General features: G+C 70.6%; 22 protein-coding genes and 2 tRNA genes. 3 read left to right on the top strand and 21 right to left on the bottom strand.

Features of this window, described 5'->3' with window-relative positions; all coding sequences use genetic code 11:
* Positions 1-112 precede the first annotated feature (112 nt).
* The 9 genes from leuS to ACZ573_RS22980 all read right to left on the bottom strand — a co-directional run bounded on the left by leuS (position 113) and on the right by ACZ573_RS22980 (position 7,881).
* Positions 113-2,983, bottom strand: a complete 2,871-nt coding sequence (gene leuS / locus ACZ573_RS23020) for a leucine--tRNA ligase (protein ID WP_471307024.1) — start codon at positions 2,981-2,983, stop codon at positions 113-115.
* A gap of 293 nt (positions 2,984-3,276) precedes the next feature.
* Positions 3,277-3,349: transfer RNA gene (locus tag ACZ573_RS23015), tRNA-Ala, on the bottom strand.
* Positions 3,350-3,480: 131 nt separating this feature from the next.
* Complete coding sequence (locus ACZ573_RS23010) at positions 3,481-3,714, bottom strand: hypothetical protein (RefSeq protein WP_008738908.1); 234 nt, start codon at positions 3,712-3,714, stop codon at positions 3,481-3,483.
* Positions 3,715-3,858: 144 nt separating this feature from the next.
* Positions 3,859-3,931, bottom strand: a tRNA-Ala gene (locus tag ACZ573_RS23005).
* 123 nt (positions 3,932-4,054) lie between these two features.
* Positions 4,055-4,711: a histidine phosphatase family protein gene (locus ACZ573_RS23000; protein WP_471307157.1), complete on the bottom strand. Its 657-nt coding sequence runs from the start codon at positions 4,709-4,711 to the stop codon at positions 4,055-4,057.
* Positions 4,708-5,154 carry a ribosome silencing factor gene (gene rsfS, locus ACZ573_RS22995; RefSeq protein WP_030008628.1) on the bottom strand — a complete coding sequence of 149 codons (447 nt, stop codon included), beginning with the start codon at positions 5,152-5,154 and terminating at the stop codon, positions 4,708-4,710. The genes ACZ573_RS23000 and rsfS overlap by 4 nt, the downstream gene beginning before the upstream one ends.
* A 131-nt stretch (positions 5,155-5,285) precedes the next feature.
* A complete protein-coding gene (locus ACZ573_RS22990; protein WP_471307022.1) occupies positions 5,286-7,016 on the bottom strand; it encodes an LCP family protein in 1,731 nt (576 codons plus the stop codon).
* Between the two features lie 24 nt (positions 7,017-7,040).
* A complete protein-coding gene (gene nadD, locus ACZ573_RS22985; RefSeq protein ID WP_030008626.1) occupies positions 7,041-7,658 on the bottom strand; it encodes a nicotinate-nucleotide adenylyltransferase in 618 nt (205 codons plus the stop codon).
* Between the two features lie 55 nt (positions 7,659-7,713).
* Positions 7,714-7,881, bottom strand: coding sequence for a hypothetical protein (locus ACZ573_RS22980; RefSeq protein ID WP_202201594.1), 168 nt, complete (start codon positions 7,879-7,881; stop codon positions 7,714-7,716).
* A 139-nt stretch (positions 7,882-8,020) separates the two neighbouring features.
* On the opposite strand from ACZ573_RS22980, the gene ACZ573_RS22975 reads away from it, so the two are divergent.
* Positions 8,021-9,085, top strand: a complete 1,065-nt coding sequence (locus tag ACZ573_RS22975) for a M48 family metallopeptidase (protein ID WP_471307020.1) — start codon at positions 8,021-8,023, stop codon at positions 9,083-9,085.
* On the opposite strand, the gene ACZ573_RS22970 is transcribed toward ACZ573_RS22975, so the two are convergent.
* From ACZ573_RS22970 to ACZ573_RS22940, 7 genes are all read right to left on the bottom strand, one after another.
* Positions 9,069-10,265: an SCO2583 family membrane protein gene (locus tag ACZ573_RS22970; RefSeq protein WP_471307018.1), complete on the bottom strand. Its 1,197-nt coding sequence runs from the start codon at positions 10,263-10,265 to the stop codon at positions 9,069-9,071. The genes ACZ573_RS22975 and ACZ573_RS22970 overlap by 17 nt on opposite strands.
* 68 nt (positions 10,266-10,333) lie before the next feature.
* A complete protein-coding gene (locus tag ACZ573_RS22965) occupies positions 10,334-10,885 on the bottom strand; it encodes an SCO2584 family spore wall biosynthesis protein (protein ID WP_471307017.1) in 552 nt (183 codons plus the stop codon).
* 77 nt (positions 10,886-10,962) lie between these two features.
* Positions 10,963-12,258 (bottom strand): glutamate-5-semialdehyde dehydrogenase, encoded by a 1,296-nt coding sequence (locus ACZ573_RS22960; RefSeq protein WP_471307015.1) that lies wholly within the window; start codon positions 12,256-12,258, stop codon positions 10,963-10,965.
* Positions 12,259-12,503: 245 nt separating this feature from the next.
* The gene (locus tag ACZ573_RS22955; protein WP_471307154.1) at positions 12,504-12,971 is read right to left on the bottom strand and encodes a hypothetical protein; all 468 of its coding nucleotides are present in this window, start codon (positions 12,969-12,971) and stop codon (positions 12,504-12,506) included.
* 34 nt (positions 12,972-13,005) lie between these two features.
* Entirely contained in the window at positions 13,006-14,133 is a 1,128-nt protein-coding gene (gene proB / locus ACZ573_RS22950; protein ID WP_189964274.1) for a glutamate 5-kinase, read from the bottom strand.
* 91 nt (positions 14,134-14,224) lie between these two features.
* Entirely contained in the window at positions 14,225-14,656 is a 432-nt protein-coding gene (locus ACZ573_RS22945; protein ID WP_471307014.1) for a GtrA family protein, read from the bottom strand.
* The gene (locus ACZ573_RS22940; protein ID WP_037711621.1) at positions 14,653-15,654 is read right to left on the bottom strand and encodes a glycosyltransferase family 2 protein; all 1,002 of its coding nucleotides are present in this window, start codon (positions 15,652-15,654) and stop codon (positions 14,653-14,655) included. The genes ACZ573_RS22945 and ACZ573_RS22940 overlap by 4 nt, the downstream gene beginning before the upstream one ends.
* Positions 15,655-15,837: 183 nt before the next feature.
* On the opposite strand from ACZ573_RS22940, the gene ACZ573_RS22935 reads away from it, so the two are divergent.
* Together ACZ573_RS22935 and ACZ573_RS22930 are read left to right on the top strand one after the other, a co-directional pair.
* Complete coding sequence (locus ACZ573_RS22935) at positions 15,838-18,717, top strand: bifunctional glycosyltransferase/CDP-glycerol:glycerophosphate glycerophosphotransferase (protein ID WP_471307013.1); 2,880 nt, start codon at positions 15,838-15,840, stop codon at positions 18,715-18,717.
* A complete protein-coding gene (locus ACZ573_RS22930; RefSeq protein WP_471307012.1) occupies positions 18,714-19,886 on the top strand; it encodes a glycosyltransferase in 1,173 nt (390 codons plus the stop codon). Before ACZ573_RS22935 ends, ACZ573_RS22930 begins: the two co-directional genes overlap by 4 nt.
* A 96-nt stretch (positions 19,887-19,982) precedes the next feature.
* On the opposite strand, the gene galE is transcribed toward ACZ573_RS22930, so the two are convergent.
* The 5 genes from galE to rplU form a co-directional block, all read right to left on the bottom strand.
* Positions 19,983-20,996: a UDP-glucose 4-epimerase GalE gene (galE, locus tag ACZ573_RS22925; RefSeq protein WP_471307010.1), complete on the bottom strand. Its 1,014-nt coding sequence runs from the start codon at positions 20,994-20,996 to the stop codon at positions 19,983-19,985.
* Positions 20,997-21,079: 83 nt separating this feature from the next.
* Positions 21,080-22,696 (bottom strand): glycosyltransferase family 2 protein, encoded by a 1,617-nt coding sequence (locus tag ACZ573_RS22920; protein WP_471307009.1) that lies wholly within the window; start codon positions 22,694-22,696, stop codon positions 21,080-21,082.
* Between the two features lie 70 nt (positions 22,697-22,766).
* Positions 22,767-24,212 carry a GTPase ObgE gene (obgE, locus tag ACZ573_RS22915; RefSeq protein WP_471307007.1) on the bottom strand — a complete coding sequence of 482 codons (1,446 nt, stop codon included), beginning with the start codon at positions 24,210-24,212 and terminating at the stop codon, positions 22,767-22,769.
* A 169-nt stretch (positions 24,213-24,381) separates the two neighbouring features.
* A complete protein-coding gene (rpmA, locus tag ACZ573_RS22910) occupies positions 24,382-24,636 on the bottom strand; it encodes a 50S ribosomal protein L27 (protein ID WP_030840805.1) in 255 nt (84 codons plus the stop codon).
* A gap of 13 nt (positions 24,637-24,649) precedes the next feature.
* A complete protein-coding gene (gene rplU / locus ACZ573_RS22905) occupies positions 24,650-24,970 on the bottom strand; it encodes a 50S ribosomal protein L21 (protein WP_030013082.1) in 321 nt (106 codons plus the stop codon).
* Positions 24,971-25,286 lie beyond the last annotated feature (316 nt).

The raw sequence follows: 25,286 nt of genomic DNA, 5'->3' as shown, positions 1-25,286 counted from the left end.
ACCCGACGGCTCTTTTCCGTCCCCTCCACGGTAAACGCCACGGGCAGGCCAGGGGTTCCAATCGAACCCCCAACCTGCCCGTACGGGATCCCCCCTATGCGGGGGTGCGCCCTCAGATGACGATGTTCACCAGCTTCGGCGCGCGCACGATCACCTTGCGGATCTCCGCGCCGCCCAGCGCCGCCACGACACCCTCATCGGTCACGGCCAGCTGCTCCAGCTCCGTCTCGGAGATCGTCGGCGGCACCTCCAGACGCGCCTTGACCTTGCCCTTGACCTGCACCACGCACGTCACGCTCTCGTCCACGACGTACGCCGGGTCCGCGACCGGGAAGTCCTGGTGGACCACCGACTCGCTGTGCCCCAGGCGGTGCCACAGCTCCTCCGCGATGTGCGGGGCCAGCGGGGCGACCAGCAGCACCAGGGCCTCGGCGACCGAGCGCTCCAGCGGGCGGCCGGCCTTCGTCAGCGCGTTGTTCAGCTCGGTGATCTTCGCGATGGCGGTGTTGAAGCGCAGCCCGGCCAGGTCCGAGCCGGCCCCGTCGATCGCCTTGTGCAGCGCGCGCAGGGTGTCCTCGGCGGGCTCCCCGTCCACGACGGTGACCTGGCCGGTCTCCTCGTCGACGATGTTGCGCCACAGGCGCTGCAGCAGCCGGTACTGGCCCACCACGGCACGGGTGTCCCACGGACGGGAGACGTCCAGCGGGCCCATCGCCATCTCGTACAGGCGCAGCGTGTCCGCGCCGTACTCCTCGCAGATCTCGTCGGGCGTGACGGCGTTCTTCAGGGACTTGCCCATCTTGCCCAGCTCGCGCTTGACCGGCTCGCCCTCGAAGAAGAACTTGCCGTCGCGCTCCTCGACCTCGGTGGCCGTGACCGGGAAGCCTCGCTCGTCGCGGTAGACGTAGGCCTGGATCATGCCCTGGTTGAACAGCTTGTGGAACGGCTCGACCGAGGAGACGTGGCCCAGGTCGAACAGCACCTTGGACCAGAAGCGGGCGTACAGCAGGTGCAGCACCGCGTGCTCGGCGCCGCCCACGTACAGGTCGACACCGCCGTGCGGCGCACCCTCGCGCGGGCCCATCCAGTACTGCTCGATCTCCGGGTCCACCAGGGCCGAGGCGTTGTTCGGGTCCAGGTAGCGCAGCTCGTACCAGCAGGAACCGGCCCAGTTGGGCATCGTGTTGGTCTCGCGGCGGAAGGAGCGCACGCCCCGGCCGTCGCCCAGGTCCAGCTCCACGTTGACCCACTCGCCGTTGCGCGACAGCGGGGTCTCCGGCTTGGAGGTGGCGTCGTCCGGCTCGAAGGTGCGCGGGGAGTAGTCCTCGACCTCCGGCAGCTCCAGGGGCAGCATCGACTCGGGCAGCGGGTACGCGACGCCGTCCTCGTCGTAGACGATCGGGAAGGGCTCGCCCCAGTAGCGCTGACGGCTGAACAGCCAGTCGCGCAGCCGGAAGTTGACCGTCCCCTCGCCGATGCCGCGCTCGGCCAGCCAGTCGGTGATCGCGGCCTTCGCCTCGACGACGCCCAGGCCGTCCAGGGCGATGCCCTCGGCCGTCGAGTTGACCAGCTTCGCGTCGTAGGAGACGAAGGCGTCGTCCCACTCGGCGGGGTCGGTGCCGCGCCCGTCCGACGGCTCCACGACGCAGCGCATCGGCAGCTCGAAGGCGCGCGCGAACTCGAAGTCGCGGCTGTCGTGCGCCGGGACGGCCATGATCGCGCCGGTGCCGTAGCCCATCAGCACGTAGTCGGCGATGAAGACCGGGACCTTGTCCCCGCTGACCGGGTTGATCGCGTACTCACCGGTGAAGACACCGGTCTTGTCCTTGGCCTCGGCCTGCCGCTCGACGTCCGACTTCGAGGCGGCCTGCTTGCGGTACGCGCTGACGGCCTCGGCCGGCGTGGCGTGCCCGCCGGTCCACACCTCGTGGGTGCCCTCGGGCCAGGCGGCCGGGATGAACTTCTCCACCAGCGGGTGCTCGGGCGCCAGCACCATGTAGGTGGCGCCGAACAGGGTGTCCGGGCGGGTGGTGAAGACGGTGATGGCCTCGTCGCCCAGCGCGAAGTCGACGCGCGCGCCCTCGCTGCGGCCGATCCAGTTCCGCTGCTGCAGCTTGATGGCCTCGGGCCAGTCCAGCGCGTCCAGGTCGTCGATCAGCCGGTCGGCGTAGGCGGTGATCCGCATGTTCCACTGGCTCAGCCGGGACTTGAAGACGGGGAAGTTGCCGCGCTCGGACCGGCCGTCGGCGGTGACCTCCTCGTTGGCCAGCACGGTGCCCAGCCCGGGGCACCAGTTCACCGGCGCGTCCGAGGAGTACGCCAGGCGGTACTCGTTCAGTACGTCGGCCCGCTCGGCCGCGGTCAGAGCCGCCCAGGCACGGCCGCCGGGGACCTCACGGGAGCCGTCCTCGAAGGCGGCGACCAGCTCGGCGATCGGCCGGGCCTTCTTCGCGTCGGCGTCGTACCAGGAGTTGTAGATCTGCAGGAAGATCCACTGGGTCCACTTGTAGTAGTCCGGGTCGATCGTGGCGAACGACCGGCGCTTGTCGTGACCCAGGCCCAGCCGGCGCAGCTGGACCTTCATGTTCTCGATGTTGGCCTCGGTCGAGACGCGCGGGTGCGTGCCGGTCTGCACGGCGTACTGCTCGGCCGGCAGGCCGAAGGCGTCGAAGCCCAGGGTGTGCAGGACGTTGTGGCCGGTCATCCGCTGGTGGCGGGCGAAGACGTCGGTGGCGATGTACCCGAGCGGGTGTCCGACGTGCAGGCCCGCACCGGACGGGTACGGGAACATGTCCATGATGAACTTCTTGGGCCGTGCGACCACCGCGGGGTCCCCGGCCAGGTCACCGGTCGGGTTCGGGGCCTCGTACGTGCCCCGCGCGTCCCAGACGTCCTGCCAGCGTGCCTCGATGTCGGCGGCCATGGCAGCCGTGTAGCGGTGCGCCTCGGCCGCCTCGGGGGCCGGGGTGTTCGTCTCGCTCATGATTTCTGAAGCTCCATCGATCGTCTCTGCCGCCTCTGCCTGCCCAAACGAAAAAACCCCTCGCACAGGAGGGGACGCCGCGCCGGGTCCGACCATCTCGAAGGGTCGGTACTGATCAGCGCGGCTCGGTAAGCAGAAGGCGTACGGCACGCATGGCGTCAGGGTACCGCAGCGGCCCCTTCCGACGCTCGGCCGTTCCACCCGTCGACACGACACGCGGTACCCAGGGCACGAGGGCACAAGGGCACAACGAGAAGCGGGCCACCCGATCCGGGTGGCCCGCTTCTTCACTGTGGAGCTAAGGAGAATTGAACTCCTGACCTCCTGCATGCCATGCAGGCGCTCTACCAACTGAGCTATAGCCCCTTGTTGTGCTTGCCGCTTCGGTTTCCCTTGCCGGTTCCCCTTGGCGACGTCCCAAACATTACACGGTCATGGCCCTGGTCCAAAAATCGGTTTCCACCGACCAGAGGCCATGTCCGATTTGATCCGACTTGTCACGCTCTCGCGAACTGATAGAACCGCTTGAGCGTGCAGTGCTCGTCGAGCAGCCGCCCGTAGATCGGCTCCCCTTCCAGCTCACGGTACGTCTCGATCGGGTCGCCTTTTATGATCAGCGCCCGAGCGCATTCCTCGCACCAGTACTGGTAGTCGGGGTTGACCGGGTCCATGTCCCGCACGATCGGCGTGCCGTTGTTGCACCAGTCGCACCGGCGCCGGTGTGCACCCATCCGTCAGCGACTCCCTCCCGCGTCGGGCCGTCGTCTCCCCCTCCGGCGGTCACGATTCTGCCATGCCGGTGCGGGCCAGGTCAGCAAACGCAAAGGGTACAAAAGCAAGGATCCCGCCCCCTGTTGGGGACGGGATCCTGATTGTGGAGCTAAGGAGAATTGAACTCCTGACCTCCTGCATGCCATGCAGGCGCTCTACCAACTGAGCTATAGCCCCGCTCTCCGCCGCGCTCCCCCCGTCTCCGGTGTTCTGCGCTGCGAACAAGAAGAACTCTAGCCTGTGACCAGCCGGAAAGTGAAATCCGGGTGGAAGCCCCGCCTGGGAGCGGCGGAAGGCCGCTCAGTCGTCGTCGCCGAGCACCGGTTCCGGCAGCGTGCCGGCGTTGTGCTCCAGCAGACGCCAGCCGCGCGCGCCCTCGCCGAGGACGGACCAGCAGCAGTTGGAGAGCCCGCCGAGGCCCTCCCAGTAGTACGAGTCCAGGCCCAGCAGGCGCCCGATCGTCGTACGGATGGTGCCGCCGTGGCTGACCACGACGAGGGTGCCGGACTGCGGCAGCCGGCCGGCGTGTTCCAGCACCACCGGCGCTGCGCGGTCGGCGACCTCGGTCTCCAGCTCACCGCCGCCGCGGCGGACCGGTTCGCCGCGCTTCCACGCCGAATACTGCTCGCCGTACTTCTCGAGGATCTCGTCGTGCGTGAGGCCCTGCCACTCGCCGGCGTACGTCTCGCGCAGCGCAGCGTCGTGCGACACCGTCAGCCCCGTGAGGGCCGCCAGCTCGGCAGCCGTGGCGGAGGCGCGCTCCAGGTCGGAGGCCACGATGGCATCCGGCTTCAGCGAGGCGAGCAACCGCGCGGAGCGGCGCGCCTGCGCCACACCCGCCTCGGTCAGCTCGATGTCCGTGGAGCCCTGGAAGCGGCGCTCCAGGTTCCACGAGGTCTGGCCGTGCCGCCAGAGGACGATCTTCCTGCCGGACTTGCCCGAGGCGGTCGCGCTCAGAACAGATCACCGTCCAGTTCGTCGTCGCCCGCAGCCTCACGCAGCTTGGCGTGCTCCTCGGCCTTGCCGATGGTGAGCTTGGCGTCCTCGGGGAGCTCGATCTCGGGGCAGTCCTTCCACAGGCGCTCCAGCGCGTAGAAGACACGCTCCTCGCTGTGCTGGACGTGGACGACGATGTCGACGTAGTCGAGCAGGATCCAGCGGGCGTCGCGGTCGCCCTCGCGGCGCACCGGCTTGGCGCCGAGCTCCTTGAGCAGGCGCTCCTCGATCTCGTCGACGATCGACTTGACCTGGCGGTCGTTGGGCGCCGAGGCGAGCAGGAAGGCGTCGGTGATCGACAGCACGTCGCTGACGTCGTACGCGATGATGTCGTGCGCGAGCCGGTCGGCCGCGGCCTGGGCGGCGGCGGTGATGAGCTCGATGGAGCGGTCCGTGGCGGTCACTGGCCATGCTTTCGGGTTGGCGGGCAGATCCTTACAAGGGTCTCATGTACCGCCGACACCGCCCGCGCGCAGCGTCGCGCGCGGGCGAAAGCCTGTCCCGCAGCCTGCCTCGGAGCCGGTCCGGAGCCTGGTCAGGACGCCTTGTAGTCCTTGCCCAGGATCACCACGATCTCCGCGTTCACCGCGTTCTCACCCTTCTTCACGGCCGTCTCGGGCAGTCCCAGCGTCTTGGCGACCTCGATCGCGCGCTCCCGCTGCGCGTCGTCCTGGTAGGTGATCTGCGAGGTGGCCGCCGTCTTGTCGGCCTTGCCGCCGTCGACGAAGGCGTAGCCGCCGTTCACGAGCGTCGCCTTCGCCGCGACCTGCATCTTCTCGTCGCCGGTGGCGTCCTTGAGGCCGACGCGCGGGGCCGCACCGGGCTGCGCCGCGGCGCCGGAGCCGCCCAGCACCTCCTTGACGACCGACTTGTTCGCGTCGTCCGTGAGCGTGCCGTCCGCCTTCACCGCGAGGACGTCCGTGCGGTACGCGCCCACCTTGGCGTGCGCGCCGAGCCGGGACAGCAGGGCCCCGAGGGTCTGCGCGTTCAGGGCGGGATCGAGGATCTGGCCGATGCTCTCGACGGTCACGGCCGCCGCCTTCGGGTCGCTCGGAACCTTGCGCAGCACCGCCTGGAGCACCTTGCCCACGCGTTCCAGCTGCTTGGCCTCCGGTTCGCCCTGCCCGCGGAACGTGGCGTACGCCACGGCCATCGGGCCGCTCAGGCTCTGCTTCTGGCCCTGGGCCACGGCCGGGGTCTTGGCGGCGTCGTCGGCGGGGACCGCGGTGTCGGTGTCGACCTCGATGCCGCCGACCAGCTCGACGAGGTTCTCCAGGAAGGGGGTGTCCAGACGCCAGGTGCCGCCGATGCGGGTGCCCAGCACGGAGTCGAGGGCCTCGCGGGTGCCGAGACCGCCTTCCTCGACCGACTTGCCGAGCCCCGTCGGCGTCCCGTCCTGGCCGGTGACGGCCAGGGTGTTCGGCAGCAGGACGGTGGCGCCCTTCTTGGTGGTGACGTTGTCGACGAGCAGCGCCGAGGAGGTGCCGCCCTTCTTGGTGTTGTGCAGGTGGACGACGATGATGTCCCGCTTCTGCGCTCCGGCGTCGGCGGTCGCGCCGGTCTTCTTCTCGCCGGGGCCGTCGAGGAAGGGCAGCTTGCCCGCGTACCAGAGGTAGCCGAGTCCGCCGACGACGAACAGGGCGAGGACGACGATCAGCGCCACCACCCGGTTGCGGCCGCGGCGGCGGGCCTCCTCGCGGCGTTCGGTGCGGCTCTCGGTGAATTTCAGCCAGTCGATGACGTCCTCGGAGTCCTCGTCCGGCTGGTCGATGAAGGCGAACATCTCGGTGCGGTAGTCCCGGTCCGCCTGGGGCTCGCCGTCACGCTCGCGGTCGCGGTCGCGCTCGTCGCTCCGCGCACCGTCCTCGTCGGCGCCCGGCCGGCGCGGCTCGGGGACCTGGGCGGCCGGCCGTTCGGCGGGGGCCGGGGGCTCCGGGGCGGTCTGCTGCGGGATCCACTGCTGGGTCTGCTGCGTGTCGTACCCGTAGGCGGGCGCCTGGGTGTACTCCTGCTGCCCGTACTCCTGGGCGGCCGGCTGCTGCGGGTAGTACTGCTGCTGTTGCGGCTGCTGCTGGCCGTAGCCCTGGTAGTCGTAGCCGTACTGCTGCTGCTCGTACTGCTGCCCGTACTGCTGCGGGGCGGCCGGAGCGGGCTGGGCGGGCTGCGCGGGCACCTGGCCGTACACCGGCCGCCCGTACGCGTCGTAGCCGACGAGCTGCTGCTCCTGGGCGGCATACGGGTCGTACGGATCCTGTCGGTCGTTCACCGCGGGGCCCCTCTCTCCGGAAGCTCAGGCTCCCCGGTACAGCTCACGCTTGTCGATGTAACGCACGACACCGTCCGGCACCAAGTACCAGACAGGGTCCCCCTGGGCCACCCTCGCACGGCAGTCGGTGGACGAGATCGCGAGCGCGGGCACCTCCACGAGGGAGACGCCGCCTTCCGGGAGCCCGTCGTCGGTGAGCACGTGGCCCGGCCGGGTGACTCCGATGAAGTGGGAGAGCGAGAAGAGCTCTTCGGCGTTGCGCCAGGTCAGGATCTGCGCGAGCGCGTCGGCACCGGTGATGAAGAACAGGTCGGCATCGTCGTTCTGCGCCTTCAGGTCCCGCAGGGTGTCGATGGTGTACGTCGGCCCGCCGCGGTCGATGTCGATGCGGCTCACCGAGAACTGGGGGTTCGAGGCCGTGGCGATGACCGTCATCAGGTAGCGGTCCTCGGCCGGTGACACCGCCCGCTGCGACTTCTGCCACGGCTCGCCGGTCGGCACGAACATCACCTCGTCGAGGTGGAAAAGGGCGGCCACCTCGCTGGCGGCCACCAGGTGTCCGTGATGGATCGGGTCGAATGTCCCGCCCATCACTCCGAGCCGGCGCTTGACCGGACCGGTAGGCATCTCCTGCTCTCCCATGAGCGCAGAGCCTACTGGCCCGGGGGACGCGGCGTTCTCGGCGGGTTCAGGGGGTTCAGCGGTCGCGGTTCAGGCGCGTGGTGACCCAGAGCATCAGGATCAGGATCAGGAAGGCACCGCCGCCGGTCAGGTACGGGTTCAGGCTGTCGTGGTTGCCGCCGTGCTGCTCGGCCCCCTCCGAGGCGAGGACGACCAGGTTGTGGGCGGTGGTGGAGAGGCTCATCAGGCAGATACCTATCGAGTCGGGGAGCGGGCGGAGACTTCGCTCACATCGTATGCGGGGGCCTGGGGCACGCTCACGCCGACTCAGGCGTTGGAGAGGATAGACGCAGGGTCGATCAGGTCATCCAGGGGAGGGCGCTATGACGGAAACAGGGTTCGGACAAGCACCGGCGCGGGACCGGAGGCGGTTCCCCGGCATCTCGTCGCGGGCGTACGAGCATCCGGCGGACCGCTCCGCGCTGGTGGCACTGCGCAAGCTGAGCGGCTTCGACACGGTGTTCAAGGCGCTGAGCGGGCTGCTTCCGGAGCGGAGCCTGAGGCTGCTGTTCCTGTCGGAGTCGGTGCGGGTGGGCGAGACGCAGTTCCCGCACCTGTACACGATGCTGCGCGACGCCTGCTCCATCCTGGACCTGGAGAAGGTCCCGGAGATGTACGTGCAGCAGGACCCGAACCCCAACGCCATGTGCATCGGGCTGGACGAGCCGATCATCGTGGTGACCACGGGCCTCGTCGAGCTGCTCGACGAGGAGGAGATGCGTGCGGTGGTGGGCCACGAGGTGGGCCACGCGCTGTCGGGGCACGCCGTCTACCGCACGATCCTGCTGTTCCTGACCAACCTGGCGCTGAAGATCGCGTGGATCCCGCTGGGCAATGTGGCGATCATGACGATCGTGACCGCGCTGCGGGAGTGGTTCCGCAAGTCGGAGCTCTCGGCCGACCGGGCCGGGCTGCTGGTGGGACAGGACGTGCAGGCCTCGATGCGCGGGCTGATGAAGATCGCGGGCGGCAACCACCTCCACGAGATGAACGTGGACGCCTTCCTGGCCCAGGCCGAGGAGTACGAGTCGAGCGGCGATCTGCGCGACTCCGTGCTGAAGATCCTGAATCTGCTGCCCCGGACGCACCCCTTCACCACGGTGCGGGCGGCCGAGCTGAAGAAGTGGGCGGAGAGCCGCGACCACCAGCGGATCATGGACGGCCACTACCCGCGGCGGGACGAGGACAAGGACACCTCGGTGGCCGACTCCTTCCGCCAGTCGGCCGCGCACTACGCCGACTCGGTGCGCACCAGCAAGGACCCGCTGCTGAAGCTGGTGGGCGACATCGCGGGCGGCGCCGGCGACCTGGGCGGCAAGCTCCGCGACAAGTTCACGGGCGCCGGCACCGCGCCGCAGGACAAGGGCGGGGCTACGGAGCAGGGCTGACGGGAGCGGCCTGCGGGGGCGAGGGCGGCGTCGCGGGCGAGGTGACGGCCGGGGTCGCCGGCGAGGCCAGGACGCCGCACAGCCCGGCCGTGCGCCGCGGCTGGCCGCTGGCGTACGGGTCGCTGGCGGCCGGGCCCACCGTGGTCGGGCCGGCTCCGGCCAGGAGCGGGCGGAAGGCCCCGGCCGGGTCGGCGGAGCAGTCCTGCGGCCCGGCGATCACATAGGCCGAGGCCAGCTCCAGCCGCCGGGTCGTCAGGTCCTCCCGGTCGAAGCGCAGCCGCAGCTCGCGCCGGACGGTGAAGAGCGAGGCGCCGTCGGCCGCGGCCGGGGATCCGGTGGCGGGCCGTACGGCGTAGACGAAGGTGTGGTCGGTGGTGACCTCCAGCATGTCGGGGGCCACCTCCTCGAAGGCGAGCGTGCCGCTCACCCGGACCCGGGAGTCGGCCACGACGGCGGCGGCCTGGTCGAAGCGGACCAGCCAGCCGGTGGCCGCGTGGCGGCCGTCGCCGGAGGGCGAGGTCATGCTGCGGTCGAACTGCGCCAGCTGGTCGGGGTCGAGCAGGACGCGGACCGGGCGGGAGGCCGCTCCGGCGAGGATGTCGGGGTCCAGCGAGGACTGCACCAGGTAGTCCTTGGCGATGGACAGCGCGGCGACGACCTGGGCGTCGGTGAAGTGGTGCGTGCGGCGCACGGCGGGCAGGGTGATGCCGGCCGCTCCGACCCGGTAGTCGGCGGCGGGGCTCTTCGCGTACAGCTCGGCGGGACGGCCGCCGGGCACGGCCGCGGTCGGCGCGAGCGGGATCACGGTGCTGCTGAGCGCCTGGGCCGGTCCCCCGGACGGGGGCACGTAGGGGTTGCGCAGCCCCATGTAGACGGCGACGGCGAAGGCCGTGGCGATGAGCAGCACGAGCAGCATGCCCTGCCGTGCTCCCCGGCCGGGGGTGCTGGTCCGGGACGCGGGTCCGCTGCCGGACCAGAGGGACCGGCTGCGCACCGCGCGGGCGTGTTCGCCCATGCGTTCCTGCGCGGAGTACTCCTGGAGCCGGGCAGCGCGGACGAAGTCCTCGTCGAACACCACCGACCGGTACTCGTCCGACCGGAAGTCGTCCGAGCGGAAGTCGTCGTCGCCCCCGCCCATGCCCTCGGGGGTGCTGTTGGGTGGATCTCCTGGCACGGCCATCGCTTCTCCCCGCTGTCCCCGCTTCAGAGAAGCCCCCAGCTCCGGAGTATGCGAGTGGGGTCGTACCTTCAGGGTTGGCGAACGGAGGGATACGTAAACGCGCCGACGCCGGTGACTTCACCCCTGGGGGTACTGGCGGGCGCCGGAGCGGGGTCCGCCTCACCCGAGGCGCTGCGGTACACGGCGCTGAAGGCGAGGGCGACCATGCCGAGGCCCATCACGAAGGCGAGCACCCAGGCGACGGGGCGCAGCCACGGTGCGCGGCCGCGGTAGGGGCGCAGGCTGCCGCCGTAGGCCCCGTACGGGCCGGAGGGGTATCCGTGGCCGCCGTCGTGGTCCCAGCCGTGGTCGTCGTCGTACCCGTCGGGGTGGCCGTATCCGTAGCTGTCGTAGTCGTCGTCGCCCGTCCAGCCGCCGGCCACGGCACGGGCGGCTTCGGCCTCCGCGCGCGCTCGGTCGGCCGCCCGCTGGCGCTCGGCGGCACTCGGTTCACGGATCTCGGCGTTCCGGACGAAGTCCTCGTCGAAGACCACGGAGGCGAAGTCGTACTCCGCGCCTCCGCGGTCGTCGTCGGGCTCCCCGTCGTCCGGGAACGGCTTGCCCCCCACGTCGTCCGGCACAGGACCAGCCTAGACCTGGGGGGCCTCCTTGGGCAGGGTGTACGCCGAAATCCGGCCACACCGCGCTCAGGGATTGACTACCGAACGTGACCGTCGCCGGTGACGATGTACTTGGTGGAGGTCAGCTCGGGAAGCCCCATCGGGCCCCTGGCGTGCAGCTTCTGGGTGGAGATGCCGATCTCCGCGCCGAAGCCGAACTGGCCACCGTCCGTGAACCGAGTGGAGGCATTCACGGCGACCGTGGTCGAGTCGACCAGCTGGGTGAAGCGGCGCGCGGCGGCCTGCGAAGTGGTGACGATCGCCTCGGTGTGGCCGGAGGTCCAGCGGCGGATGTGGGTGACGGCGTCGTCGAGGGAGTCCACGACTGCGGCGGCGATGTCGTAGGACAGGTACTCGGCGGCCCAGTCCTCGTCCGTGGCGGGCAGGGCGGTGACCTTGCCGCCCTCGGCGGCGGCGAGGACCCGGGCGTCGCCGTGCACGGTGACGCCGGCGTCGGCGAGCGCGTCGAGGGCGCGCGGCAGGAAGGCCCCGGCGATGTTGCGGTGGACGAGGAGGGTCTCGGCGGAGTTGCAGACGGAGGGCCGCTGGGCCTTGGAGTTGATGAGGATGTCCACCGCCATGTCCAGGTCGGCCTGGGCGTCGACGTAGACGTGGCAGTTGCCGGTACCGGTCTCGATGACCGGGACGGTGGATTCCTCGACCACGGTCTTGATGAGGGAGGCGCCACCGCGCGGGATGAGCACGTCCACGAGGCCGCGGGCGCGCATCAGCTCGCGGACGGATTCGCGGGACTCGCCGGGGACGAGCTGGATCGCGTCGGCCGGCAGGCCGGCGCTCTCCACGGCGTCCCGCAGGATGGCGACGAGCGCGGTGTTGGAGGAGTAGGCGGAGGAACTGCCGCGCAGGAGGACCGCGTTGCCGGACTTGAGACAGAGGGCGGCGGCGTCGACGGTGACGTTGGGGCGGGCCTCGTAGATGATGCCGACGACGCCGAGCGGGACGCGGATCTGCCGGAGGTCGATGCCGTTGGGGAGCGTGTTGCCGCGGACGACCTCGCCGACGGGGTCGGGGAGGGCGGCGACGTCGCGGACGTCGGAGGCGATGGCGGCGACGCGCTCGGCGGTGAGGGTGAGGCGGTCGATGACGGTCTCGCTGGTGCCGGCGGCGCGGGCCTTGTCCGTGTCCACGGCGTTGGCGGCGATGATCTCGGCCGTACGGGCCTCCAGCGCGTCCGCGATCGCCAGCAGGGCGGTGTCCTTGGCGGACCGCGGGAGTGGGGCGATGGCCGCGGCGGCGGTGCGGGACCGCTGCGCGGTGGCGAGGACGGGCGAGGTGGCGGTGGCGGTCGCGGTGGCGGCATCGAGCGAGGTCATGCCGCCCAGGGTAATCCCCTGCCGGTATCCGGCCGTGGGGGTTCCACCCCGCGAGACGGCCTCCGGCCGGGTCGGCGGGGTGGGTGCGGGGCGGGGCGGGGCCGTCTCCCGGCCCCGCCCTTTCGCCGTTTCCCCGGGCTCCGCCCGGACCCCGGTCCTCAAGCGCCGGACGGGCTGACTGGTCCCGGACCGGCTGGGTGGTCCCTGAGGGGCTCGGTGGTCCCGGAGGGGCTGGATGGGCGCGGCTAGTACGGGTGGACGCCTACCGGGTGGGCCGGGGGTGGGCCGTAGCCCTCCGCCACGCGCTGGTGGTAGGTGGCGCGGTCGATGACCTCCAGGCCGACGATCTCCCAGGGCGGGAGCTGCGCCGAGGAGCGGTGTTCGCCCCACAGTCGCAGGGCGACGGCCGCCGCGTCGTGGAGGTCCCGGGCCTCTTCCCAGTAGCGGATCTCCGCGTGGTCGTCGGCGTACCGGCTGGTCAGCAGGAAGGGATGGTCGTGGGCCAGCTGCTCCAGCCCGCGCCGGACCTCGGACAGCGGGGCCGGGTTGCCGGAGACGCTCAGGGTCACGTGCCACAGGCGCGATGCGTGATCCTGCTCCTCCCCGCCACCGCCGCCGTCACCGTCCCCCGTGCCGACGCTGGTCAGCGCTCGTCTCACCAGCCGCCTCCTGTCTCCGCCACGCGGGTCCGCCCGCCCCTCACAGTTGACCAGTCCACGGGCCGCCGCGCTCCTCTTTTACCGAACCTCAGCCCTCCAGCAGGACCAGATCGTCCCGGTGGACGACCTCCCGCTCGTACGCGGGTCCGAGTTCCCGCGCGAGCTCGCGAGTGGAGCGGCCGAGGAGCTGCGGGAGCTCCTTGGCGTCGAAGTTGACCAGGCCCCGGGCGACGGCGCGGCCGTCCGCGGCGCGCAGTTCCACCGGGTCCCCTGCGACGAAGTCGCCCTCGACCGCCGCGATCCCGGCGGGCAGCAGCGAGCTGCCGCGTTCGGTGACCGCGCGGACGGCGCCGTCGTCGAGGACCAGGTGCCCCTGGGGGGTCGACGCGTGCTGGAGCCAGAGCAGCCGGTCCGCCGAGCGGCGCCCGGTGGCGTGGAACAGCGTGCCGGTCCCCCGTCCGGCGAGGGCGTCGGCGGCCTGGCTCGCGGAGGTCAGCACCACGGGGATCCCGGCGGCGGCTGCGATCCGGGCCGCCTCGACCTTGGTGACCATGCCGCCGGTGCCCACGCCCGCCTTGCCGGCACTGCCGATGGAGACGTGCGCGATGTCCTCGGGCCCGCGGACCTCTTCGATGCGCGTGGTGCCGGGCTGGGACGGGTCGCCGTCGTAGAGGCCGTCCACGTCCGAGAGGAGGACGAGGAGGTCGGCGCGGACGAGGTGGGCGACGAGGGCCGCCAGCCGGTCGTTGTCGCCGAAGCGGATCTCGTCCGTGGCGACGGTGTCGTTCTCGTTGACGACGGGGAGGGCGCCCATGGCGAGCAGCTGGTCGAGGGTGCGGTAGGCGTTGCGGTAGTGGGCGCGGCGGCTGGTGTCGTCGGTGGTGAGGAGCACCTGGCCGACGCGGACGCCGTACCGGGCGAAGGAGGCGGTGTAGCGGGCGACGAGCAGGCCCTGGCCGACGCTGGCGGCGGCCTGCTGCCGGGCCAGGTCCTTGGGCCTGCGGCGCAGGCCGAGCGGGGAGAGTCCGGCGGCGATGGCTCCGCTGGAGACGAGGACGATCTCCTTCTCGCCTCCGCTGCGGGCCTTGGCGAGGACGTCGACGAGCGCGTCCACCCGGTCGGCGTCGAGTCCGCCGGCCGCGGTGGTCAGGGAGGAGGAGCCGACCTTGACCACGATCCTGCGGGCGTCCACGACACCTTGCCTAGCCGCTGACACGTCTGTCCCCTTGCCCCTTGCCGATATGCCTGTTGCCGAGATGCCTGCCGTCTCAATCTACGGGGTGGGCGCGCGGGGCTGCTCGGGGGTTTCAGACCCTGGACGAGGACCCCGCCTCCACGGGGGCGGGCTCCTCGGCCCGGGCGGCACCCGGGACGAGGATCTTGCGGGAGAGCAGGAAGGTGAACGGGATGGCCACGACCGCCGCGACCAGCGGGGCGATCCGGGTGTCCATCCCGGCCCAGGTCACCAGCGCGTACAGGCCGGCGGACTGGATGACGAAGTTGGTGATGTTCGTCAGCGGGAAGAGGAAGAACTTCTTCCAGGTCGGCCGGGTCCGGTAGGTGAAGTAGGTGTTCATGAAGAACGAGCCGACCATCGCCAGGACGAAGGCGAGCGAGTAGGCGGCGAAGTACGGCATCCACGGGTGCAGGAGCAGGTAGATGACGAAGAAGGTGCCGGTGTTGACCCCGCCCACGAGGGCGAATCTGAACACCTGGCCGAGCTGGTCCTTGCGGCTCATCGGGCGCTGCGCTCCACGATCGTAGGCTCTGCGACCGGGGCCGCCGGCCGGTCATCGGTCCGTGGGAGCGGCTGTGCTCCGTGCGATTCCTTCACCAGGAAGTGCGGCCTGCGCTTGGCCTCGTAGTAGATACGGCCGATGTACTCACCGATCAGGCCCAGCATGATCAACTGTACGCCGCCGAGACCGGTGATGATGGCCACGAGGGTGACGTACCCCGGGGACTCGACGCCGTTGGTGATCGCCATGATCGTGATCCACAGGGCGTACAGACCGGTCAGCGCGACCAGCGACACGCCGAACCAGATTCCGATCCGCAGCGGCTTGTTGTTGAAGGAGATCAGGCCGTCCATGCCGTAGTTCAGCAGGGCGCCGAACTTCCACTTCGTCTCGCCCGCCTCGCGCTGCGCGTTGCGGTAGTCGAAGTGGACGGTGTCGAAGCCGATCCAGGAGAACAGTCCCTTGGAGAAGCGGTTGTACTCCGGCAGCGACAGCAGCGCGTCCACGGCCGGGCGCGAGAGCATGCGGAAGTCGCCGACGCCGTCGGTGAGCTCCACGTCGACCCAGCGGTTGACGCCCCGGTAGTAGAGGCTGCTGAGGGCGGAACGGAGCTTCTTGTCGCCCTCGCGCGTGCGGCGGGCGATGATCTGGTCGTGTCCCTGCCGGTAGTGCTCCAGCATGGTCGCGATGAGCTCCGGCGGGTGCTGGAGGTCCGCGTCCATGATCACTACGGCGTCGCCCGTGGCCTCGCGCAGGCCGGCGAGCATGCCGGCCTCCTTGCCGAAGTTCCGGCTGAAGGAGACGTAGCGGGTCTGATCGCCGTGTTCGGCGGCGATCTTCCGGAGCTTGTCGAGGGTGCCGTCGCGGCTTCCGTCGTCGACGTAGCAGACCTCGTACTCGACGGGGAGGGCGTCCAGAACCCTTCGGATCTCGACATCGAAGCTGTCGATGACGGCTTCTTCGTTGAAGCAGGGGACAACTACGGACAGCTTCGTCATGAACACTTCCTGCTGGATCCGAACGGGTGATTGTCGACGGCCGGACCCGCCTCTCACCTCTTCCTTAGAAGTATGCACGGCGAGGGTCTGACGGGAGTCGGACTGCGGGAGTGGAGGGCGGCACACGGTAGCGTGGACGAGATAAGCGGAATCAGCTGAACGTAACGAAACGAAGGGATCGAGGTGCACGTGCCCGACGTCTCCGTGGTCGTCATCGTCTACAACGACGCAGAGCGTCTGCCGACAGCAGTCCGGTCGGTTCTGGACCAGACCCTGCACAGCGTCGAAGTCGTGATCGTCGACGACTGCAGCAAGGACCGCTCGTACGCGGTCGCCCAGGAACTGGAATCCGCACATCCGGGAAGGGTGCGCGCCTTCCAGCTGCCGGAGAACAGCGGCGGCTGCGGTGCGCCGCGCAACCACGGCATCCAGCAGGCCACCGGAACGTACGTGATGTTCCTCGACAGCGACGACGTGCTGGAGCGCAACGCCTGCCGGAACATGCTGGACGCCGCCGAGCGGACCGGCTCCGACCTGGTCTCGGGCATGTGCGTACGCGTGCACCTCGACAACCGGTGGGGCAAGACCACCGAGTGGTACCCCTGGATCTACTCGCGCACCCGCACCCTGGAATCGATCACCGAGTACCCCGACCTGCTGGTCTACGACACCCTCTCCACGAACAAGTGCTACCGGCGCGCGTTCCTGCTGGAGCAGGGCCTGCAGTTCCCGGTCGGCATCCACTACGAGGACCTGCTGTTCTCCGCGCAGGCCTACGTGGCCGCCCGCCGCATCACGCTGATCCCGAACCACGTCTACTTCTGGAACGTGGTCGAGAAGGCCGCGGCCCTGTCGATCAGCAACCGGCGCCACGAGATCGCGAACTTCGTCCACCGGATGGAGATCCACCGCCGCGTCGACCGCCTGCTGGCCGAGAAGGGCCACACGGACATCAAGTCCGCGAAGGACGCCAAGTTCCTCAAGCACGACCTCGTGCTGCACCTGCGCGACCTGCCGCTGCTGAGCGACGAGTACCGCCAGGAGTTCGCCCGCCTCGCCAACGGCTACCTCGCGGGGATCGACCCGGCCGCGTACGAGAACGTCACCTACCTCCAGGCGATCTGCGCCTACCTGCTGGGCAAGGAGGACTGGGACAACCTGCTCCCGGCCGCCGACGCCATGACCAACAAGGGCCGGCTCACCTCCCCGCTCGCCGAGCGGGACGGCCGCGTCTACTGGTGTGCGCAGCACATCGACGGTCCCGACGGCGCCGAGGCCCGCCGGATACTGGACGTCACCGAGCAGGCCTACCACACCACGCCGCTCACCTCCCTCACGCTGGGCAACCGGCTGACCTCCTACGAGGACGACGGCCGCGGCACGGTCACCATGTCCGGCTCCGTCGTGAACCCGCTGGGCCGCATCCCGGCCGACGCGGAGCTGAAGGCCACGCTCGACTTCCGGGCCCGCCGGCAGATCGGCGTGCGCTCCTTCAGCTTCCCGGTGGAAACCGTCCGCCACGCCGGTGACACGATCGAGTGGACCGGCACCGCCGACGTCGCGAGCACGGTCCGCCCGCTCGGCATCATCGACGCCGTCTGGGACGTCCGCCTCAAGCTGACCGCCGGCGGCGAACGGATCACCACCCGCGTCGCGATCGGCGGGGTCGACCTGGAGTCGGCGGCCCGGCTGCGCGTGCGCCCGCGTCTGACCCGGCTGGTCTCCGACCGCTTCGGGCCCCAGATGACCAAGAAGGGCAACCTCAGCTACGTGCTGAGCGCGGAGGGCGCCGCCGCCGTCCGCACCCAGTCGCTGATCAACAACGCCATACAGGGCAAGGCGGCCGGCGTGGTCAAGCGGGGCCTGCGCAAGGCACTGCGGGCCCGCCGCAACATGGGCTCCGGCGAGCAGAAGGTGAAGATCTACCACGAGGTCTTCTCGAAGCTGCCGATCAAGAAGGGCACGGTCGTCTTCGAGAGCCACATGGGCAAGCAGTACAGCGACAGCCCGAAGGCGATCTACGAGGAGCTGGTCCGCCAGGGCGCGCCGTTCGAGGCGATCTGGTCGTATGCGGGCGCCAGGCCCACCGGCTTCCCCAAGGAGGCCACCCTGGTCAAGCGCTGGAGCTGGCCGTACCTGCGCGCCCTGGCCCAGGCCGAGTACTGGGTCGACAACCAGGGGTTCCCGCTCGCGCTGGCCAAGCGCCCGGGAACCACGTACATCCAGACCTGGCACGGCTCGGCGCTCAAGCGGATGGGCTTCCACGAGCCCCGGACCAAGGCGCAGGGCCGGGCGGGCCAGGCCCGCTTCCAGGCCGCCGTCAACCGCTTCGACCACTTCCTGATCCGCTCCGAGCACGACACCCGCACCCTCGCCAAGGGCTTCCGGCTGCGTGACGAGGTCCTGCTGCGCACGGGCTACCCGCGCAACGACGCCCTCGTCGAGGCGTACCGGACCGAGGCGGACAGCGGTGAGCGGGTCCGCGGACCCCTGGCGACCGAGCTCGGCATCGACCCGGACAAGAAGGTGCTGCTGTACGCGCCGACCTTCCGGGCGGGCGCGGACGGCGCGGTGGAGGGCTTCACCTTCCCCTTCGACGTGGAGGAGTTCGCGGACCGGCTCGGCGACCGCTTCACGCTGCTGGTGCGGACCCACTACCTCAACAGCGTCTCCCTGCCGCCGTCCGTCGCGGGCCGCGTCATCGACGTGTCCCGGCACCACGACATCACCCCGCTGCTGGCCCTCGCCGACGGTCTGATCACCGACTACTCGTCCGTGATGTTCGACTACGCGGTCCTGGACCGGCCGATGCTGTTCTTCGCGTACGACTACGAGAAGTACGCCACCGACATCCGCGGCACGTACTTCGACCTGAAGGAGAAGGCCCCGGGCCCGGTGGTGGCCACGGCGGACGAACTGCTGCAGGCGCTCGCCGCCTTCGAGGAGGCGGACGTCAAGTACGCCCAGGCGCGGCAGCGGTTCCTCGCCGAGTTCGGCGAGTACGACCGCGGGGACGCGGCCCGCCAGATCGTAGAAAAGTTCTTCACCAGGAGCGGCAAGTGAGCCAGCAGACCGCCGATCCGGGCGGCCGTGACATCTTCATCGTCTCCAACAACGTCGACGAGATCGGCGGCGTGACCACCTGGTCGCACCAGATGGCCCGGCAGTTCACCGACCGCGGCCACCGGGTGCACATCGTGGGCATCGCGCCGGTCGCCGACGACATCCGGCAGAAGCTGCCGCAGGGCCTGCCGTACGAGATGACCACCCTCTACGACGCGCACCCGCCGTCGGCCCGCCGGCTGCGCGGGATCAAGGGCCGGCTGAACGCGCCCGAGCGGCGCCGCCAGGCGGCCCGGCGGGCGCAGATGCGGGTCAAGGCCGAGCAGCTGAGCGAGCTGCTGCGGGCGGCCCGTCCGGGCGGTGTCGTCATCGTCACCCAGGTCTGGGCGATGGAGTGGGTGGCGCTCGCCGACACCAAGGGGCTCACCGTCATCGGGATGAGCCACGAGTCGTTCGAGGCCAGCCAGAAGTCCACCCGCGGGGAGCGGGTCCGCCGTTTCTACCCGCAGGTCGACCGGCTGCTGGTGCTGACCGCCGAGGACGCGGACCTGTGGATCCGGGCGGGCATGGAGAACGTGGGGAGCATGCCGAACCCGCTGCCCTTCATGCCCGACTCCCCCGCGCCGCGCACGGAGAAGGTCGTGGCGTGCGTCGGCCGCCTCGCCTTCGAGAAGGGCGTCGACCTGCTGCTCGACACCTGGGCGGACGTCGCGCCGCACCACCCCGACTGGACCCTGCGGATCTACGGGGCGGGCACGGAGGAGGCGACGCTGAGGGCGCACTGCACCTCGCTGGGCCTGGACGACTCCGTGGAGTGGATGGGAAGCACCGACGACGTGCTGGGCGCCCTGCGCGGAGCCTCGGTCTTCGCCCAGGCCTCACGGGCCGAGGGCTTCCCGATCACGCTGCTGGAGGCGATGGCGGCGGGCGTGCCGCCGGCCGCTTTCGACTGCGCGCCGGGCGTACGGGAGATCGTCGAGCACGGCGAGGACGGGCTGCTGGCCCGGCTGGGCAACACGATGGAGCTGGCCGGGCACCTGCGCGAGCTGATGTCCGACCGTGAGCTGCGCGACCGGCTCGGGGACAACGCCTTCCGCGCGGTGCAGCGTTACTCCAGCCCCGAGATCACCGACCGGTGGGAAGAGCTGTTCTCCTTCCTGGAGCGCTGACCGCACCCCGCACGGCACCGATGTGAAGCAGCCCGCCCCGGACACTTCCGGGGCGGGCTGCTTCACTCACGGCACACGCGGGTCGTCTCCCGCCGGTCAGGCCTTGTGGACGTCCCGGTGGGCGTCCTTGCGGGCCGCCTTGTTGGCCTCCCAGCCCGCCCACGCGGAGGTGACCATCTCACGGACGTCGTGCCGGGCCTTCCAGCCCAGCTCCGCGGTGATCTTGTCGGCCGAGGCCACGACCTTCGCCGGGTCGCCGGGGCGGCGCGGGCTGATCACGGGGGCGATGTCGTGCCCGGTGTTCTTGTTCAGGAGCTCGACCATCTCGGCGACGGAGACGCCCTCGCCGCGCCCGATGTTGACGGTGAGGTCCTTGTAGTCGCCGGCCGCGGCCCACTCGGCGAGCTTGCGGGCGGCCGCCACGTGCGCCTCCGCGAGGTCCTCGACGTGGATGTAGTCGCGGATGCAGGTGCCGTCCGGGGTCGGGTAGTCGTCACCGAAGATCTTGGCGCCCTGGCCGGCGTCGTAGCGCTCGAAGACCATCGGGACCAGGTTGAAGACGCCGGTGTCGGCGAGCTCGGGGGTCGCGGCGCCCGCCACGTTGAAGTAGCGCAGGCAGGCGGTGGAGATGCCGTGCGCCCGGCCCGCGGCGCGCACCAGCCACTCTCCGGCCAGCTTGGTCTCGCCGTAGGGGCTCAGCGGCTTGCAGGGGGTGTCCTCGGTGACCAGGTCCACGTCGGGCATGCCGTAGACGGAGGCGGAGGAGGAGAAGAGGAAGTTGCGGATGCCCGCGTCGGCCACGGCCTGGAGCAGGACCGACAGGCCCTGCACGTTCTCGTGGTAGTAGTACATCGGCTTCTCGACGGACTCGCCGACCTGCTTCTTGCCCGCCAGGTGCACCACGCCGGTGATCTTGTGCTTGCGGATGACCTCCTCCACGGCCAGCCGGTCGAGGACGGAGCCGACCACCAGCGGGACGCCTTCCGGTACGCGGTCCTCGTCGCCCGTGGAGAGGTCGTCGAAGACGACGACGTCCTCCCCCGCGAGCCGCATCGCGCGGACGACGTGCGCGCCGATGTATCCGGCGCCACCGGTGATCAGAAACGTCATGTGTGTCTCCTTGGTCCTGTCCGACTTCGGGATGAAGAGCGCGGCGTTGTGCAGATCTGCGGCCGTGGCCCGGCTACGGGGCCTCAGCCCGCCCCACGGCCCGCCCGGGCCCGGTGGAGGCGGTTGCGTACGAGGTACAGCGCACCCTCGGCGCCGGGCGCGAGGCGCAGCGCGAGGGCGCCGGCCCCCGTCCGGTAGGGCTGCGCCAGCAGAACACCGTACCGGCTGCTGGGCAGCGCCCGACGGCGGAGCAGTCGGCCCCGGGGGCGCAAGGAGGTGAACACCGAGCTCCCGTCGGCACACCGCACGCCCACCCCCACGTTCCACGCCTGCATCCTGCGCAGTCCCTGGCGCCGGCCCGTGACGGCGAGGTCGGCGAGCCGGAAGGGCAGTACGGCGGTCCAGCCGCCGCTGCGGTCGGGCCGCAGCTCGACCGGCTGTGCGAGGACCGCCTCGCCGCCCGCACGGGGCTGGAAGCTCAGCTGCGCGGTGAGGGGCCCGGCCTCGGCCAGGCGCCCGTACAGGTCGTGCAGGTGGATCCGGACGGCGCCGCGGCCGGCCGGTTCGGCGTCGACGGTGACGGGCAGCTCGCCGACCGGCAGCCCGGGCAGACCCGCCAGCTCGACCGGGAGCTCCTCGCTCCACACCGGAACCCCGGCGGGACCGGTCGCGTACGGGGGCAGCAGCCGCGGCGGCTCGGCGGCCAGCCGGGTGAGCCGCTCGACGTCGGCGGGCGGGGTCGCGGTGGCGCGCAGCACGGAGACGATCCAGCGGGCGTGGGCCGCCGCGGACTCGATGTCGGCCTCGGGGAACGTGTCGACGTACTCACGGGTCAGGGTCCACCAGGCGGCCTGGTACTGGGGGTCCCGGCCGAGCTCGCGCAGGTACATGCGCAGGTCGTACTCCAGGAACTTCACCCGGCAGGCACTGCCCAGCACCGGGGAGGCCTCGGTGAGGATCGTGGCGGCCGTGCGGTGGGCCTCGATGCGGGAACGCCAGTTCCCTACGTCCTTGCGGTCCAGGGAGATCGACACCTGGGTGGCGCTGCGGCGCACGTGCCAGACGTAGACGAGGTCGCCGGTGACGGCGATGCGGGGGGCCGCGGCGAGCACGCGGGCGGTGAAGACGAAGTCTTCGTAGATGAAGCGGCCGTCGGGGAAGCGCAGGCCGTGTTCCTGGAGGAAGGCGCGCTCGTACAGCTTGTTGACGCAGAGGGTGTCGCGGACGAGCTGGGGCCGGTCCACCGGCCGCTCGATCACCTCGCCCGGTGTGTGCAGGCCGGGCATCCACGGGACGTCGTGGTGCTGGGGCAGCTCGCGCCGCACCGCCGCGCCCACGGTGACCGGGGCGCGGTGCTCCTCGGCGGTGCGCACCAGGGCGTCGGCGGCCCCCGGCGGCAGGACGTCGTCGCTGTCGAGGAAGAGGACGTACCGGCCGGAAGCCGCCGCGATCCCGTCGTTGCGCGGGGTACCGCACCCCCCGCTGTTCTCCGTCCGGTGCACGACCCTGAGGCGGGGGTGGACGGCCGCCAGGTCGTCCAGCACCCGCGCGGTGCCGTCGGACGAGGCGTCGTTCACCGCGATGACCTCGGCGACCACCGGGCCCTGGGCGAGGGCCGAGGAAACGGCCTCGCCCACGAGCCCGGCGTCGTTGTACGCGATGACCACGACGGAAACGGTGGGGAGGTTGCTGCTGTTCACCCGGAAGATCCTAGGCGACCGACGTAAAGACGCCTTCAAACCTTCCGGGCACACGTCCCTCGGGAGGGGCTCAGAACGGCCGGAATTCGTCGTATTCCTTCTGCGCCGAGTCCCCGCGCTGGGCTTCCTTGTCCTTGCGGCGGGTAGTGGCCGGACGCGGGGCGTCCAGACGGTGGTCCTCGCCACGGCGGCCCAGCATCTCGGCGCCGGCCATCACGGTCGGCTCCCAGTCGAAGACGACCGCGTTCTCGTCGGAGCCGATGGCCACGCCGTCGCCGGCCCGGGCGCCGGCCTTCTTCAGCGCCTCCTCGACGCCGAGGCGGTTGAGGCGGTCGGCGAGGTAGCCGACGGCCTCGTCGTTGTTGAAGTCGGTCTGGCGGACCCAGCGCTCCGGCTTCTCGCCGCGCACGTTGTACACGTCCTCGACCTCGTCGTAGGTGACGGTGAAGCCGGAGTCGTCCACGGCCTTCGGGCGGATGACGATACGGGTCGCCTCCTCCTTCGGCTTGCGGGCGCGGGCCTTGGCGATGACCTCGGCGAGGAAGTAGGAGAGCTCCTTGAGACCCGTACGGGCGACCGCGGAGACCTCGAAGACCTTGTAGCCGCGGGCCTCCAGGTCCGGGCGGACCATGTCGGCGAGCTCCTGACCGTCCGGGATGTCGACCTTGTTGAGGACGACGAGACGCGGACGCTTCTCCAGGCCGCCGCCGTAGAGCTTGAGCTCCTCCTCGATGACGTCGAGGTCGGCGATCGGGTCGCGGTCGGACTCCAGCGTGGCGGTGTCCAGGACGTGCACCAGCACCGAGCAGCGCTCGACGTGGCGCAGGAACTCCAGGCCCAGGCCACGGCCCTGGCTGGCGCCGGGGATCAGACCCGGGACGTCGGCGATCGTGTAGACCGTGGAACCGGCCGTGACGACGCCCAGGTTCGGGACGAGGGTGGTGAAGGGGTAGTCCGCGATCTTCGGTTTGGCCGAGGACAGTACCGAGATCAGCGAGGACTTGCCGGCGCTCGGGAAGCCGACCAGCGCCACGTCGGCGACGGTCTTGAGCTCCAGCACGATGTCGCCGGTGGTGCCGGGGACGCCGAGGAGCGCGAAGCCGGGGGCCTTGCGGCGGGCGGAGGAGAGCGCGGCGTTGCCGAGGCCGCCGCGGCCGCCCTCGGCGGCCACGTAGGTGGTGCCCTGGCCGACGAGGTCGGCGAGGACGTTGCCCTCCTTGTCGAGGACGACGGTGCCGTCCGGCACGGGCAGGATCAGGTCCGTGCCGTCCTTGCCGGAGCGGTTGCCGCCCTCGCCGGGCTTGCCGTTGGTGGCCTTGCGGTGGGGGCTGTGGTGGTAGTCCAGCAGCGTGGTGATCGCCTGCTCCACCACCAGGATGACGTCGCCGCCACGGCCGCCGTTGCCGCCGTCGGGGCCGCCGAGCGGCTTGAACTTCTCCCGGTGAACGGAGGCGCAGCCGTGGCCCCCGTTACCCGCGGCGACGTGCAGCTCGACGCGGTCCACGAAGGTGGTCATGGGTGTTCCTCCAGATACATACGGGAATGTCCCGGGCAGGCCTTGCTGCCCATTAAAACGTGGTCTGTATGACAACGCGCCGAGGGCGGACCTCTCTTCCCGGCTTGCGCCGGGAAGAGCTGAGATCCGCCCTCGGGAAGTTACGAACGCTCGATCAGCCGAAGCTGGATCAGGCGGCCGGAACGATGTTGACGACCTTGCGGCCACGGTGCGTGCCGAACTGGACCGAACCGGCCTGCAGCGCGAACAGCGTGTCGTCGCCACCACGACCGACACCCGAACCCGGGTGGAAGTGGGTGCCGCGCTGGCGGACGAGGATCTCACCAGCGGAAACGACCTGACCGCCGAAGCGCTTCACGCCGAGCCGCTGGGCATTGGAGTCGCGCCCGTTCCGGGTGGACGATGCGCCCTTCTTGTGTGCCATGTCTCAGTCCCTCTTACTTCGCAGCCGCGGGGATACCGGTGACCTTGATCGCCGTGTACTGCTGGCGGTGACCCTGGCGACGGCGGTAGCCGGTCTTGTTCTTGTAGCGCAGGATGTCGATCTTGGCGCCCTTGTGGTGGTCCACAACCTCGGCCGTGACCTTGATGCCGGCCAGGACCCACGGGTCGCTGGTCACGGCTTCGCCGTCGACAACGAGCAGGGTCGAGAGCTCGACCGTGTCGCCAACCTTGGCAGTGGAAATCTTGTCAACCTCAACGATGTCGCCGACAGCAACCTTGTGCTGGCGACCACCGCTGCGCACGATGGCGTACACGCGGATCTCTCTCTCACTCGGGACGGATGCTCCTGAAGCCAGCCGCTCAGGCAGATCCCGTCGAGGACGGGACCGCACCGATCCGGATTGGACGAGCGGCCTCTCTCGCACGACGCTTGCGCGTACGGAACGTGAGGAAGGTGCTCAGGAGCGCGGCGCGCGCTAAGACACGCCGACGGTCTAGGTTACGGGGCCGGTCCCGTAGGAGCAAACCGGGCCCCGCACGGCCGTGGGGGGGGGGGAGGGGGGGGGGAGGGGGGGGGGGGGGGGGGGGGCGGGGGGGGGGGGGGGGGGGGGGGGGGGGGGAGAGGGGGGG

The sequence above is a fragment of the Streptomyces sp. NPDC040545 genome, from assembly GCF_055595065.1.
This window is presented reverse-complemented; position numbering and strand designations above follow the sequence as displayed.